The sequence below is a fragment of the Streptomyces sp. MS19 genome (assembly GCF_047200595.1).
In the GTDB taxonomy this organism is placed as follows: Bacteria; Actinomycetota; Actinomycetes; order Streptomycetales; family Streptomycetaceae; genus Streptomyces.
Window position 1 is genome coordinate 229,046 of the sequence record NZ_JBJZOH010000005.1, and the last position, 14,611, is coordinate 243,656.

At 72.4% G+C, this 14,611-nt stretch carries 10 protein-coding genes; 2 read left to right on the plus strand and 8 right to left on the minus strand.

Features of this window, described 5'->3' with window-relative positions; all coding sequences use genetic code 11:
* Window positions 1–50: 50 nt before the first annotated feature.
* Window positions 51–506 carry a hypothetical protein gene (locus ACL02R_RS08035; RefSeq protein WP_412796163.1) on the minus strand — a complete coding sequence of 152 codons (456 nt, stop codon included), beginning with the start codon at window positions 504–506 and terminating at the stop codon, window positions 51–53.
* 226 nt (window positions 507–732) lie between these two features.
* Window positions 733–1,854 (minus strand): glutamate 5-kinase, encoded by a 1,122-nt coding sequence (gene proB, locus ACL02R_RS08040; RefSeq protein WP_412796164.1) that lies wholly within the window; start codon window positions 1,852–1,854, stop codon window positions 733–735.
* Window positions 1,855–2,233: 379 nt separating this feature from the next.
* Between proB and ACL02R_RS08045 the strand changes: the two genes are divergently transcribed.
* Entirely contained in the window at window positions 2,234–4,471 is a 2,238-nt protein-coding gene (locus ACL02R_RS08045; RefSeq protein ID WP_412796165.1) for a hypothetical protein, read from the plus strand.
* A gap of 88 nt (window positions 4,472–4,559) precedes the next feature.
* Here ACL02R_RS08045 and ACL02R_RS08050 read toward each other — a convergent pair whose 3' ends face one another.
* Window positions 4,560–4,733: a helix-turn-helix domain-containing protein gene (locus ACL02R_RS08050; RefSeq protein ID WP_412796166.1), complete on the minus strand. Its 174-nt coding sequence runs from the start codon at window positions 4,731–4,733 to the stop codon at window positions 4,560–4,562.
* A 165-nt stretch (window positions 4,734–4,898) separates the two neighbouring features.
* Between ACL02R_RS08050 and ACL02R_RS08055 the strand changes: the two genes are divergently transcribed.
* On the plus strand, window positions 4,899–5,993 hold the full coding sequence (locus ACL02R_RS08055; protein WP_412796167.1) for an acyltransferase family protein: 1,095 nt from the start codon (window positions 4,899–4,901) through the stop codon (window positions 5,991–5,993).
* Window positions 5,994–6,058: 65 nt separating this feature from the next.
* On the opposite strand, the gene ACL02R_RS08060 is transcribed toward ACL02R_RS08055, so the two are convergent.
* From ACL02R_RS08060 to rpmA, 5 genes are all read right to left on the minus strand, one after another.
* On the minus strand, window positions 6,059–8,803 hold the full coding sequence (locus ACL02R_RS08060) for a CDP-glycerol glycerophosphotransferase family protein (RefSeq protein WP_412796168.1): 2,745 nt from the start codon (window positions 8,801–8,803) through the stop codon (window positions 6,059–6,061).
* A gap of 48 nt (window positions 8,804–8,851) precedes the next feature.
* On the minus strand, window positions 8,852–10,903 hold the full coding sequence (locus ACL02R_RS08065) for a hypothetical protein (protein WP_412796191.1): 2,052 nt from the start codon (window positions 10,901–10,903) through the stop codon (window positions 8,852–8,854).
* A 5-nt stretch (window positions 10,904–10,908) separates the two neighbouring features.
* The gene (locus tag ACL02R_RS08070) at window positions 10,909–12,420 is read right to left on the minus strand and encodes an SDR family NAD(P)-dependent oxidoreductase (protein WP_412796169.1); all 1,512 of its coding nucleotides are present in this window, start codon (window positions 12,418–12,420) and stop codon (window positions 10,909–10,911) included.
* A 344-nt stretch (window positions 12,421–12,764) separates the two neighbouring features.
* Entirely contained in the window at window positions 12,765–14,207 is a 1,443-nt protein-coding gene (gene obgE, locus ACL02R_RS08075; protein WP_412796170.1) for a GTPase ObgE, read from the minus strand.
* A gap of 129 nt (window positions 14,208–14,336) precedes the next feature.
* The gene (gene rpmA, locus ACL02R_RS08080; protein ID WP_362955520.1) at window positions 14,337–14,597 is read right to left on the minus strand and encodes a 50S ribosomal protein L27; all 261 of its coding nucleotides are present in this window, start codon (window positions 14,595–14,597) and stop codon (window positions 14,337–14,339) included.
* Between the last annotated feature and the right edge of the window lie 14 nt (window positions 14,598–14,611).

Consider the following 14,611-nt stretch of genomic DNA (forward strand, 5'->3'; position numbering starts at 1 on the left):
GGGGCCTCTCGGGCCCTCCGGCGCCCCCTTCCGCGGGGCGCCGGACGCTGTCAGAACGGGTGCACGCCTACCGGTACGGCCGCCGGGAGCCCGTGCCCCTCGGCGAGCCGCTGGTGGTACGTCTCGCGGCCGATGACCTCAAGGCCGACGATCTCCCACGGCGGCAGGCACGCCGTACGCCGGTGCTCGCCCCACAGCCGCAGCGCGACGGCCGCCGCGTCGTGCAGGTCGCGGGCCTCCTCCCAGTAGCGGATCTCCGCGCGGTCGCGGGCGTAGCGGCTGGTGAGGAGGAACGGGTGGTCGTGCGCGAGCTGTTCGAGGCCGCGCCTGACGTCGGGCAGCGGGGCGGCAGGGCCGGAGACGCTGAGGGTGATGTGCCACAGGCGGCTGGTGTCGGGTCGGGTCGGCGTGTGGCCCTGGCGGCCCCCACCGACGCTGGCCAGTCGTCTCACCGCGGCCTCCTGGCATCGTGCGGAACGTGCGGAACGTACGGGGCGGTACGGCATGTGCCCCCGCACGAGTTGACCAGCTCACGCGCCACGGCGTGGGCGGTTTTCCGAACCTTCCGTGGAAAGACTGGTCTTTCACACATCTGCGCACGTCGAAGGCCGCCTGCTGTCACCTGGACGGCACGGCCGGGCGCACTGCGTCACGTGGACGCCACGTCATGGGAAGGAACGGGGCATCAGAAAGAAGAGCGCACCAGGAGTACGGGCCACCGGGGCGGCGGGGCTACGGCCGCAGCAGCACCAGGTCGTCCCGGTGGACGACCTCCCGCTCGTACGCCGGGCCCAGCTCGGCCGCGAGGTCGTGCGTGGAGCGGCCGATGAGGAGGGGGATCTCGCGGGCGTCGAAGTTGACCAGGCCGCGCGCCACCGGGCGGCCCGCCTGGTCGCGCAGCTCGATCGGCTCGCCCGCCGCGAACTCGCCCTCCACCCCGGTGATCCCGGCGGGCAGCAGCGAACCGTGCCGCTCGGTGATCGCCTCCACCGCGCCCGCGTCCAGGACGACCGCGCCGCGCGGCGCGGACGCGTGCGCGAGCCACAGCAGCCGCCCGGCGGCGCGGCGGCCCGTGGGGCGGAAGTACGTGCCGGTGGGGGCGCCCGACAGGGCCTCGCCCGCGTGGCCCGCCGAGGTGAGGACGACGGGGATGCCCGCGCCGGTGGCGATGGCGGCGGCCTCGACCTTGGTGACCATGCCACCGGTGCCGACGCCGGAGCGGCCCGCCCTGCCGATCCCGACCCCGGCGAGGTCGCCGGGACCGGCCACCTCGGTCAGGCGGCGCGCGCCCGGCTTCGACGGATCGCCGTCGTACAGCCCGTCCACGTCGGACAGCAGCACCAGCAGGTCGGCCCGGACGAGGTGGGCCACGAGGGCGGCGAGGCGGTCGTTGTCGCCGAAGCGGATCTCGTCCGTGGCGACGGTGTCGTTCTCGTTCACGATCGGCACGACGTTCATCGCGAACAGCTGGTCGAGCGTCCGGTAGGCGTTCCGGTAGTGGCTGCGGCGGCTGGTGTCGTACGAGGTGAGCAGCACCTGCCCGACACGCCGTCCGTACCGGGCGAACGAAGCGGTGTAGCGCGCGAGCAGCAGGCCCTGCCCCACCGAGGCGGCGGCCTGCTGCCTGGCCAGGTCGGCGGGGCGTCCGGCGAGCCCCAGGGGCGCCAGACCCGCGGCGATCGCACCGGAGGAAACCAGTACGATCTGCCTCCCGTCCTGTTTCACCAGCACGTCGACCAGCGCGTCCACCCGGTCGGCGTCCAGCCCCCCGGCCGCCGTGGTCAGCGAGGATGAGCCGATCTTGACGACGATCCTGCGGGCGTCGGAGACGTCCTGGCGTGGTGCCGCTGCCACTGCTGCTGCTCCCTGTTCGCTGCGCCGCCTCGGCGGCGTGGGCACGGGTGGGCCGGGGTCCGCCGTCCCCGGCGGCGCCGCGCCGCACTCGCCGCCGTCCGCCGTACCGCCCGTGCGTTCGTTCGTACCCGGTGAGACCGGTCTGTTCTCCGTAATCTATGCCACCGTGCGGACGGGCCGCCCGCTCATATAGCCGCCCCGCTCCCGCCCCGGCGGTGCCCGCGTCCCGCGCCGGCCGCCCGGGGCCGCACCCATGCGTCCGGCACGGCCGCTTCACTCCTTCGGTTGATTCCGCGCTGCGGTTGCTCCCGCGCGCCCGTTGAACCTCCCGGACGCCCCCCTCTCCTCCACCGTTCCCTCTCCGAACCGGAGCCTCACCTTGCCTGCTGGACCGTCGCTCCGCCGCGGCACCCCACTCGCCCTGGGCATCCTGCTCGGTCTCTTCGCCGCCCAGCTCGTCGGGGCGCAGCTGCCCAGCGCGCCGCTGCTGTGCGCCGCCGGGGCCGCGTGCCTCGCGTTCGACCTCGGCCTGCGCTTCTGGAAGCCCGGCGTACTCGCCGTGCTCGGCCGGGTGCACTGCGACGAGACCGTCAGACAGCTCCTGCGCGACCTGCTGCTGGTGATGGGCCTCACCCATCTGTCCGCCGTGGACACCCTGGCCCGCCTCCTGCTGGTGGGCGGCCTGCTGTCCTGCTATGGCGCGCACTTCGTCTGCCGCGCGCTCGGCGTGCTGGTGCGCCGCGCCCGTACGCTGCCGGTGCTCACCCGGAACGTGGACACCAGTCCGCTGAACCTCTCCCCCGCCCCGCCGCGCCTGCTGGCCTACCCCGGGCGCCGCATGCTGCTCTTCTCCGTCCCCGCCACGGCCGGGATGATCGCCACGGTGGCGGCCGAGAGCGTCGTGTGGGGCCTGATCGGCGTCTGCACGTCGCTGCTGCTCTTCGCGGGCGGCACGGCGTACCTGGCGACGTGGCTGCTGCCCGGCAAGCGCCCGCCGGGCGAGGAGAAGGTGCTGCGCTGGTTCCGCGCCTGGCTGGCCGACTACCGGCCGGAGGTCGGCCTGTACTTCTCCGGCGGCTCGGGCACCGCGTACCAGGCCAACATGTGGCTCTCCACCCTGGCGACACTGCCGCGCCCCCTCGTGGTGCTGCGCGAGCGGCCCATGACGCAGCAGCTCGCCGACACGGACGTGCCCATCGTCTGCATCCCCCGCGTCGCACACCTGATGGAGCTGGAGCACTCCACGCTGAAGATGCTGCTGCATCCGGCGAACGCGCCCAAGACGTCCCAGGTGCTGCGCATCCCGACCATCAAGCACGCCTTCACCAACCACGGCGAGAGCGACAAGCTGTCGAGCTGCAACCCCTACGCCAAGGTCTACGACCAGGTGTGGGTCGCGGGCCCGGCCGCCCGCCTGCGGTACGCGCGGGCCGATGTCGGCGTGGACGACCGCGACGTCGTCGAGGTAGGCCGCCCGCAGCTGGCGCCGATCCGCCGTGCCGAGGGCCCGCCACCCGCGACGGGACCCGTCACCGTGCTGTACGCGCCGACGTGGGAGGGCTGGACCAACGATCCCGGGAACACCTCGGTCATCCTGGCCGGCGAGAACGTGGTCCGCGCGCTGCTGGCCGACCCGCGCGTCCGGCTGCTGTACCGGCCGCACCCGATGACCGGCTCGGTCAACCCGAGGGCCGGCGCGGCGGACGCCCGTATCCGCGCGCTGATCGCCGAGGCCAACGAACGGACGGCCGCCGCACGCGAGGCCGCTCGTGACACCGCCGCCGGACGGCCCGCGCCGGGCCCGCGCCGCACGCAGCTGCGGCTGCCGGCCGGCGACCCGGTGGCCGAGCGCGGCGCGGTCTCCGTGGCCGGACGGCACGCCGACGCGGACCCGGGGGAACTCGCCCGCCGCGAGGCCGCGCTCGACGCGCTGACGGCGCGCGCCGGACGCCCCTGGGCCGACGAGATGGAGCGCATGGCGGCGCAGGGCACGCCGCGCCCGGGTCACGCCGAGGCCGTCGAGGCGGCCACCGAGGCATGGCGGCGCGCGTTCTGGGCGGCGCAGGACCCGTCCGCGCACCTGGTCCTCACGGGCGCGCGGCCCGACCTGTACTCGTGCTTCAACGAGGCGGACGTGCTGGTCTCCGACGTGTCCAGCGTCGTCGCCGACCACCTGGCGTCCGGGAAGCCGTACGCCGTCGTCAACACGGCGGGGCTGCCCGAGGACGAGTTCCGCGCGGCCAACCCGACCGTGCGCGGCGCGACTGTGCTCACCCCCGAGGCCGACGGTGTGTCCGCGCTGCTCGACGCGGTCGTGGACCCGGGCCAGGACAAGCTGGCGGAGGCCCGCGCGGAGCTGACCGAGTATCTCCTCGGCCCGGCGGAGCCGCCGTCGCTGGCCCGCTTCCAGGACGCGGTGCGGGCGCTGTGCGCGGCGGCCGAGGCACGCCGGGCCCGGCAGACGTCGCCGCCCGGCGCGGCCGGGGCACGCGCGGCCGGGGTCGTGGAGCTGGCCGAGACGGCGGAGGCCGAGGCGGGCGGCGACCAGGGCGACCCGGCGGACCCCTCGGAGCTGCCGATAGCGCGCCCGGCCGCCCCGCAGGGCGCCCCGCGCTGAACCCCGGGGCGTCGAGGCCCCGCGACGCGCCCTCCCCGCAGGGTCTTTCCCCCACCGACCCAATGACTCTACGTAGCGATTCACGCAATCAACATAAACGCTCCGTAGCCGATGCGGTATCGCTCGAACGGGTGAACCAGCCGTCGAGCAGCCGCCACGCCGCCCCCGCCGGTTCCGCGAGATCGATGCCCAGTCTCTCCCCGATCCGTTCAAGCCGGCGGGCGACGGTGCTGTGATGGAGGCGCGGCTGCTCGGCGGCCACGTCGGCGGCACACCCGCGCGGCCTCGTCCGGCACCCGGCCGAACAGCGCGAACGCCCCCAGCTCCCCGTGGTGCGCGGCGGGACGGCGCGCGGTGGTGAGACGGAGAGCGGCCCGCCCCGCCCGCCGGGCCACTGAACGGCCGATGGCGTTAGGGTGCCGGGGTGATGAACGACTCCCGAGGGATAACGGGGACAGTCGCCGTCCCCCGGCAGCCCGCCGAGACCCCCACACCGAAGACGCGCGACGCGTTCTTCGACAACGCGAAGTACTTCGCCATCGTGCTGGTCGCCATGGGGCACGCCTGGGAGCCGCTGCGCGACTCCCGCGCCGTCCTGGCGCTCTACATGACGATGTACGCCTTCCACATGCCGGCGTTCATCGTCATCTCCGGCTACCTCTCCCGGAACTTCGACGGCCGCGCCGACCGCGTGCAGCGGCTGGTCACCGGAGTGGTCGTCCCCTATGTGGTCTTCCAGATCGCGTACACCCTGTACATCCGCCGGGTCGAGGGGGACGACAACACGTACCTGGCGATGTTCGAGCCGCGCTGGCTGATGTGGTTCCTGCTGGCCCTGCTGATCTGGCGGCTCACGATCCCGCTGTGGAAGGCCGTCCGCTGGCCGGTGCCGCTGGCGCTGTGCGTGGCGGCCGTGGCGTGCATGCAGCCCTCGCTGAGCGACGACCTCCAGATCCAGCGCGTGCTCCAGTTCATGCCGTTCTTCGTGCTGGGCCTGGTGCTCAAGCCGGAGCACTTCCGGCTCGCCCGCCACCGGATCGTACGGCTGGCTGCGCTGCCGGTGCTCGCCGTGACCGCCGTCGCCGCGTACTGGGCCGTCCCACGCGGCATGCGCTACACGTGGTTCTACCACCGCGAGAGCGCGCAGGAGCTGGGCCAGCCCTGGTGGATGGGCATCGTCGCGACGGGCCTGATCTTCCTCGTCTCGGTCATCCTGACCGTCTGCTTCTTCGCCCTCGTCCCCGGCAAGCACCGGTGGTTCACGAAACTGGGCGCGGGCACCCTGTACGGCTACCTGCTGCACGGTTTCCTCATCCGCGGCGCCCAGGGGCTCGACCTCTACGACGCGGACGTGATGAACGACCAGCCCGGCGCACTGGTGATCGCCACCCTCGCCGCCGTCATCGGCATGACGCTGCTGTGCACACCGCTGGTGCAACGCGTCTTCCGCCCGCTGATGGAGCCGCGCATGAACTGGCTCTTCCGCCGCACCGAACGCCCCACCCCCGCGACCCCGCGGTAACCACCCGCACGACGAACAGCGCCCCCCCGATCCGGGAGGCGCTGTCGTACGTACTGGGCGGAGCGTCAGGGCCTCCGCTCGCCCAGCTCCAGCATCCGGTCCACGACCCGGGCCGTCGCCAGCCCGTCCGACGGCTCGCAGAAGTCCTGCACGAACGCCGCGTACTTGTCGGCGTACGTCCGCTTCACGCCCTCCACGTTGCGGATCGCGTGGATCAGCTCCGCCGACGTCTTGATCAGCGGCCCCGGCGCCTTCGCCGTGAAGTCGAAGTAGAAGCCCCGCAGCGTGTCCCGGTAGTGCTCCAGGTCGTACGTGAAGAACAGCATCGGCCGCCCGGAGTGCGCGTAGTCGAACAGCACCGACGAGTAGTCCGTGATCAGCACGTCCGTGATCAGGTACAGCTCGGCGATGTCCGGGTACGCCGACACGTCGTAGACGAAGCCCTGCCCCGCGCCCGGGATGGCGTCCAGGATCTTCGGGTGCTTGCGGAACAGGAAGACGTGGTCGTCGCCCAGCGCCTCGGCCGCCGCCGTCAGGTCCACCTTGAGGTCGAGCTTGAACTTCGACTGCGTGTGCCGCTGGTCGTCGCGCCACGTCGGCGCGTACAGCACGACCTTCTTGCCCTCGGGGATGCCCAGGGTGGCGCGCACGCGCTGCGCGGTCTTCTCCCGGTCGGGCCGGTGGAAGATGTCGTTACGCGGGTAGCCCGCCTCCAGGATCTCGCCCTCGCAGCGGAACGCGTTCCGCATGATCGGGGTCGTGAACGCGTTGGGCGACACGACGAAGTCGAATTGCCGGAAGCGGTGCGGGAGGCTCGCGATGTACTGGAGGTTGGCGCGCGGCGTGCCCAGCAGGTCGGCGCCGATCTTCTTCAGCGGCGTGCCGTGCCACGTCTGGACGACGACCTGCCCCTCGCGCCGCTCGTACCAGTCGCCGAGGCCCACGTTCGTGATGACGTACCGGCTGCGCGCCAGCGCCTCGTACCACTCGCGGCTGTGCCACTCCAGCGGGCGGACGCCCGGCGGCAGGTCCACCTGCTGGTCGGCGACCGACCACAGGTGCTCCACCTCGACACCGCGCCGCGCCAGCTCCTCGTACACGGCGCGCGGCGAGTCCGAGAACTGCTTGCCGCCGAAGCTGTTGTAGAAGACCGTGTCGGTCAGCGGCTCCTTCTTGAACTGCGGCGTCAGCACCTCGCGCAGCTGCCGCTGCTGGTACGCGCCCCGCTCGTCCGCCGACAGGACCGGGCCCGAGCCGAGGAAGATGCGGTCGAAGTAGCGCCGGTTCACCGCGTAGGAACGGCCGCCGGTGCGTGTCTTCAGCGGCAGCGTGTCGATCAGGTCGGCACGCAGCTTGACGGGCACGTCCTGCCCGTTGCCCCAGGCGTCCTTGTCGCGCAGCGAGAAGTACCAGCGTCCGGCGCGCAGCGGCAGGATCGCGTCGTACAGCGCCATGCGGTCCGGCGTGATCCGCGCGCTGAAGCGGCTCTGCGACTCCGACCACGTCAGCGGCAGCACGTGCTCCTCGAAGCGCTCGCCGTGCCGCAGGACGAACCGCATCCGCTCACCGGGGCCGGTGTACGAGCCCTCGATCAGCAGCTCGTTCTTCGCGACCCACTCCAGCCGGTCCACGACGGCCTGCCGCGCGCGGTCGTGCAGCTTCAGCAGCCCGGGGCCGTCGGTCGTGACGGCGATCTCCCGGCCGCCAGGACGCAGGTAGCGGCCCGGCAGGAAGCCCTCGACGACGGTGGCGCGGCGCGACGAGCCGTCGGCGAACTCGATGTGCGTCAGGAAGTCGTACGTCTTGCGCTCGCCCTCCGCGCCCACCGACAGGTCGGCGAACGGGATCTCGGCGCTGTAGCGGTGCCAGCGCGCGTCACTCCCGGCGGCCGGGGTCAGCGGGTACTCGACGCCGCCCTTCTGGCCCTTGCGGACGACGCGCAGCTTCGTCGCGTGCTTGGCGGAGACGGGCGCCCGCAGGCCGAGCCGCAGGGCGTCGGCCGTGGCGGTCTGGTCGACGATCTCCGCCTCGGGTATGTCGATGGTGACCTGGAACTTGTCCTCGGCGAAACCGGCGATCAGCCGGGCGCCGTCGCCCAGGTGGTGCGCCTGGGAGTGCCCGGCGGAGCCGACGTCGACGCGCTCCACCTTGCCCGGCACGTAGCCGCCCGGCCGGGGCAGCGCGAGCGTCAGCCCCCACGTGCCGGCCTTCCACTTGCCGCGCACCTTGAGCTTCGCCGGGTCGATGGTGATCTCGAAACCGGCGTCGTCGTAGTTGTGCAGCGCCTGCTTGGAGTCGCGCGTGGCGCGCTTCGACTCCTCGGCGCGGTAGCGCACCGGCACGCGGCGCCCGCCGGGGGCGCGCAGCCACGCCAGCCGGGGCATCGGCCCGGTGCCGCCGCCCGGCAGGTTGACCACGAAGGCGTAGCCGCGCAGGACGAGCTTGCCGTCCTGCCACAGCACCTCGGTCGCCTTGGCACGCACCGGCATCTCGCGCAGCCGCAGCCGGCCCACGGACGCGGGCAGCGCGCCCGTGTCCACGCCGGGGACGGCGACGTACGGGCGCAGGCGGCCCCGGACGGGGAGCGCGTTCGGGTTGACCCGCTCGAAGGCGATGACCGCCAGCAGGTCGTCCAGGCGGCGCTCACCGGCCAGGTGCCACTTGATGCGCGCGAGCGGCGGCAGCTTGCGGACCTTCGCCCCGTCCGCCGATCCGAGGAACTCCGCGACGGCGGAGAAGAACGCGGCGCGCTCCCCCTCGTCCGCCTCGGGCAGGAACCGGAGCTGTCGCTTCAGCTCCTCGGGGATCACGTCTTCAGGCTTCGCTACCACGTCACTCAGTGCCTTTACTTCCGCTTCCTACGGGGCCGGGACCACGGTGGTGGCATCGGCGGTGCCCGCCTCGCCGAGGGCCCGGTTGCGCGCCTCGGCCCGCGCGGCGAGCGCCTTGACCGCCGCGTTGAACCGCTCCAGGGAGGACGGCTCGTCGGGTCCGAGCAGGTACCGCTTCAGCTCGGCGCGGTCCTGGGCGAGGGGGTCGGCGCCCGGCAGCGTCACGGCGTCGATCAGCTCGCCGAGCCGGGCCGCGTCGTTGCCGAGGACCACGGCGGCGCGGACGGCGGTGTTCTGCCGCTTGAACTCCTCCTCGCCGATCTCGGCCGAGTCGGTCACGGCGTACGGCTTGCCGCTGGCGATCCAGTCGGAGACGACGCTGGAGATGTCCGAGACGAGCGCGTCCGACTCGTTGAAGCAGTCGAACAGCAGGGGCTCGGGGCCGGTGATGACCCGGTGCTCCCACCAGCCCTGCGAGCGCCAGTACACGTCGTTCCACTCGCGGGCGGCGTACTGCTCGACGACGGCGCGGTCCGCCGGGGTCATCGCGTCGCGCGAGACGGACGCGTCATCCCACAGCCCGGTGACGGCCGTGGCGGGCCGTGCCTCGCGCAGCCGCTTGAGCTGCGCCTGCGCCGCGGCGCGGTCGGCGGCGGTACGGCGTGCCTCCTCGGCCCAGCGCGGGTCGGCGGCGCGCTCGGCGGCGGCCTGCTCGACCATGGCGGCGATCCGCTGGTGGACGACGCCCGCGGCGCGGTTGCGCGTACCGGTGAACGGGTGCGGCTTGTAGAGCACGCGGACCGGGCGCTCCGACGCAAGGAGGCGGCGGACGATGTTCTCGCCGGCGAGGAGCAGCGACGTGTTGCCCGGGTCGTCCGTCCAGCCCTCCCAGGTGGGGGCGTAGAGGATCGTCGGGATGCGGTCGGCGCGCGGCGTCGGCCCGGCCGGGCGGATGGGCGCCAGCTGCGGGCGGCCCACCTCGACGATGTCCTCGTCGCGGACGCCGACGTCGGCCAGCGCGTACCGGTCGCGCCCGGCGCGGCCCGCGCTCCACACCTCGTCGTACGCCTTGGAGTACGGGTTGATGCTGGCGATCTTGTCGCTGTCGCCGTGGCCGATGAAGACGTGCTTCATGGTCGGGACGCGCAGCAGGTGCAGGTTCTTGCCGACGTTGGCCGGGTAGAGGCCGACCCGCAGCATGGACAGGTCCATGTTCATCAGGTCCACGGCGCTCGGCACGCAGACGACGGGCACGCTCGTCGTGGCCAGGCGGGCGAGGATGGACCGCTCGCGCAGGATGACGATCGGCCGGGCGTCGAGGTTCTCCATCGTCTCCAGCCACATGTTGGCCTGGTAGGCGGAGTCCTTCGAGCCGGAGAAGTACAGGGCGACCTCGGGCCGGTACGTGCGCAGCCACTCGTCGAACCACTCCATGGTCCGCTCGGGCGACGGCGGCAGTTTGCCCGCCCGGAAGAAAGGCAGCAGCACGGCCATGTACGCCACGACCAGCAGGATCGTCACGGCCATGCCGGCGTAGCCGTACGCGGCGGTCCCGGTCGCGGCGACGGCGAGGAGGCCGGCGAACGTGGGGACCTCGGTGTGCAGCACCTTCTCCACGGCCCGGTGCGTCAGCCAGCGCGGGGCGCCGTCGGGCACGGGCAGGGTGGTCAGGTCGATGTTGCGGGTGGCGATGGGCAGGCGGCGCTTGCGGCGCAGCAGCATGACCAGCGCGGTGTGCGGGGCCTGGAGGCCGTAGAACACGAGGAAGCCGACGACGGCCGCGTAGAAGACCGTGTCCCCGGCGACCTCGGTGCGGGCCAGCAGCAGGACCAGCAGGAACTGCCGTATGAGGAAGCGGATGGTCAGGCCGAGCCTGGCCTTGCCCATCCGGACCAGCATGTAGCTGCCCCTGCGGTGCAGGTAGTGGTCGCCCAGGTACGAGACCGCGGCGGCGACGGCGAACGCGTAGCCGGACGGCAGCAGGGCGGTGACCAGCATCGCCGGGTAGCTCAGCACCGTGAGGAGCGTCGCCACGATCTCGGCGGTGGAGACCGCGCCGATGAGACGGCGCAGCAGCATGCCCGTCACGCCACCTCCCCGGAGGCGTCGGCGCTGAGGGCGGCGGCCAGGGCGCGTTCGAACGACCCGGCGTTGCTCGCGTCGGCGGTCGGGTCCTGCTGGCGGACGTCGATGACGTGCCCGGTCATCGCGGACAGCAGCACGTCCAGGGACGTGCGGGCGACGGCCTCGGAGGACAGCAGCGTCCCGGCGGGCTCCTTGCCGAACGCCTTGGTCCGCATCGGGGTGGCGGTCCGCTCGGGGTTGACGCAGTTGACGCGGATGCCGTCGCCGGCCCACTCGTCGGCCAGCGCCTGGGTGAGGTTCACCATGGCGGCCTTCGTGGAGGAGTAGAGGCTGTACTCGGCGCGACCCCTGGTGTAGCTGCTGGAGGTGTACAGCAGCAGCTGGCCGCGGGACTCGGCGAGGTACTTGTGCGCCTCGCGGGCGATGCGGACCGGCGCGAGGTAGTTGACCTTGAGGGCTTCCTCGATGGTCGCGTCGTCGGTCTCGGCGAGCTTCCCTATGCGCAGGACGCCGGCGGTGTTCACGACGTAGTCGATGCGGCCGGTGTCGGCGTACGCCTTGGCGAGGGACTCGGAGATGTCCTGGGGGTTCTCGACGTGCGTGCCGGTGGTGGAGCGGCCGAGGGCGTAGACGGTGGCGCCGTACCGCTCGGCGAGGTCGGCTATGTCCTTGCCTATGCCGTACGAGCCGCCGAAGACGACGACCGTACGCCCGGCCAGCCGCTCGCGGTACGCGTCCTCGTCGGACTGCTGGGGCACCGCGGTCGAGGCGAGCTGGAAGAGCTTGTCGGCGATGAACACGTCGACGGGCTGGGTGACCTTCATGTTGAACTCGTCACCCGGCACGACGTGGATCGGCACGTCCGGCAGGTACTTCAGGACCACGGAGCAGTCGTCGGTCGCCTGGAAGTTCGGGTCGCCCGCGGCCACCTCGTACGCCCGGCGGATCGTGGACAGCCGGAACGCCTGCGGGGTCTGGCCGCGTCGCAGGCGCGAACGGTCGGGGACGTCGGTGATGAACTCGCCGTCCTCGCCGTGCGTGCGCGTCACGATGATGGTGTCGGCGGAAGGGATGGCGACGTCCACCGCCTGGTAGCGCTCCAGCGCCGTCACGCAGTCGCTGATCACGCGCTGCGACAGCAGGGGCCGCACGGCGTCGTGGAACAGGACGTGACGCTCCTCACCCTCGGCGAGGCCCTCGCTCAGCGCGGCGATCGCGACCTGCGTGGTCTCGTTCCGCGTCGCGCCGCCCTCGACGACCCGGCTGACCTTGGTGAGGCCGCTCTTCGCGACGATCCGCTCGACGTCCGGCACGTACCCCGGGGCCATCAGCACGATCACGTCGTCGATCTCCGGGGCGTCCTCGAAGACGGCGAGGGTGTGCTCGATGACAGCCTTTCCCGCGATCTTGATCAGCTGCTTCGGTATGGAGAGACCCACTCGCTGGCCCGTACCACCGGCGAGCACGACCGCTGTGGTGTGGGGGGACGGTCCTTTGGGTTGGTTGGACAAGGCAGCTCCTGCCGGTATCAAGAAGTGTCGCCTACGCGAGGAGAAGGTTAACCCCCGTAGAAGCCTGACCCCTAAGTGAGATGAACCGTTGTCGGGGGTTATCGCTTTGTGACAGGGGCACGTTACACAGGGGTACTCCGCCGTTCACCGGGCGGCCGTCCCCCGTTCTCTTACAGATGTCCGGGCAGCGCCGGATGATTCAGCGCGGGACGGGTCATTTCCGTCACATCACTCACAAAGGCGCGTATTTCTCCCTCCGGGCACGACGCTCCTGTCACGAACGCCGCCCGGTGTCCGCACAAGGCGGGCACCGGACCGGCACCGCGCGTCCCCGCGGCGCCCGTTCAGTCGAAGGGGTGGAATTCCTCGAATTCCCGCTGCGCGCTGTCGTTGCGCCGCGCCTCCCGGTCCCGGCGGCGCTGCACGGCGGGCCGCGTCTCGGCGATGCGGTGATCCTCGCCACGCCTGCCCAGCATCTCCGCGCCCCCGGTGACGGACGGCTCGAAGTCGAAGACGACCGCGTCGTCGTCACTCCCGATCGCCACGCCGTCGCCCTCCCTGGCGCCCGCCCTGACGAGTTCCGCCTCGACGCCGAGGCGGTTCAGCCGGTCCCCGAGGTAACCGACCGCCTCGTCGTTGCTGAAATCGGTCTGCCGCACCCAGCGCTCCGGCTTCTCGCCGCGCACCCGGAAGAATCCCTCGCCGTCCCGCGTCACCGTGAAGCCCGCGTCATTGACGGCGCGCGGCCTGATCACGATCCGCGTCGGCGCCTCGGCCGGCACCGCGGCCCGCGCTTCCGCGACGAGTTCGGCGAGCGCGAAGGAGAGTTCCCGCAGCCCTTTCCGCGACACCGCGGAAACCTCGAATACCGGCAGGCCGCGGGCCTGGAGTTCCGGCCTGACCATTTCCGCCAGATCCGCGCCGTCCGGGATATCCGTCTTGTTGAGCACCACGAGGCGCGGCCTGCCGTCGAGGCCGCCGTACTGGGCGAGCTCGCGCTCGATCACGTCGAGGTCGGAGAGCGGGTCGCGCTCCGACTCCAGGGTCGCGCAGTCCAGGACGTGCACGAGGACCGAGCAGCGCTCCACGTGCCGCAGGAAGTCGAGCCCGAGGCCCTTGCCCTCGCTCGCGCCGGGGATGAGCCCCGGGACGTCGGCGACGGTGTAGACGGTCGTGCCCGCCGTGACGACGCCGAGGTTCGGCACCAGCGTCGTGAACGGGTAGTCCGCGATCTTCGGGCGGGCGGCGGACAGCACGGAGATCAGCGACGACTTGCCCGCGCTCGGGAAGCCGACCAGCGCGACGTCCGCGACCGTCTTCAGTTCGAGGACGATCTCCCGCTCCTCGCCCGGCTCGCCGAGCAGCGCGAAGCCGGGGGCCTTGCGGCGCGGCGAGGCGAGCGCCGCGTTCCCCAGGCCGCCGCGGCCGCCCTGTCCGGCGACGAACGTGGTCCCCTCGCCCACCAGGTCGGCCAGCACCTCGCCGGACGTGTCGAGCACCACCGTGCCGTCGGGGACGGGTAGGACGAGGTCCTGGCCGTGGGCGCCCGTACGGTTCCCGCCGCCGCCCGGCTTGCCGTTGGTGGCCTTCCGGTAGGGGCGGTGGTGGTATTCGAGCAGCGTGGTGACGTCGCGGTCCACGACGAGGGTGACGCTGCCGCCGCGCCCGCCGTCGCCGCCGTCCGGGCCGCCGAGCGGCTTGAACTTCTCCCGGTGCACGGAGGCACAGCCGTGGCCCCCGTTACCCGCGACGACATGCAGCTCGACGCGGTCCACGAAGGTGGTCATGGTGTGCCTCCCGGCAGGTTCTGGCGTGTGCTTCAGGGCTGGGTCGGGGGCGTGCCCCAACGGGCAAGGGCGGACCCGCCTCCCCGGCCGGGGAGGCGATCCGCCCTCGGGTGTACGCGCTGCCGGTCGTTACGCGGCGGCAGCCGGCACGATGTTGATGACCCTGCGGTCACGGTACGTGCCGAACTCGACGGTGCCCGCCTGGAGGGCGAACAGCGTGTCGTCCTTGCCACGGCCGACACCCTTGCCGGGGTGGAAGTGCGTGCCGCGCTGACGGATCAGGATCTCGCCGGCGTTCACCAGCTGCCCGCCGAAGCGCTTCACACCGAGGTACTGGGGGTTGGAGTCGCGCCCGTTCCGGGTGGACGAGGCGCCCTTCTTGTGTGCCATCTCGCGTCAGTCCC

Bases quoted from the DNA above. Each gene is read 5' to 3' on its own strand.
- ACL02R_RS08035 (WP_412796163.1), bottom strand. From the start codon at position 506: ATGCCGTACCGCCCCGTACGTTCCGCACGTTCCGCACGATGCCAGGAG.
- ACL02R_RS08055 (WP_412796167.1), top strand. From the start codon at position 4,899: ATGAACGACTCCCGAGGGATAACGGGGACAGTCGCCGTCCCCCGGCAG.
- ACL02R_RS08065 (WP_412796191.1), bottom strand. From the start codon at position 10,903: ATGCTGCTGCGCCGTCTCATCGGCGCGGTCTCCACCGCCGAGATCGTG.
- obgE (WP_412796170.1), bottom strand. From the start codon at position 14,207: ATGACCACCTTCGTGGACCGCGTCGAGCTGCATGTCGTCGCGGGTAAC.
- rpmA (WP_362955520.1), bottom strand. From the start codon at position 14,597: ATGGCACACAAGAAGGGCGCCTCGTCCACCCGGAACGGGCGCGACTCC.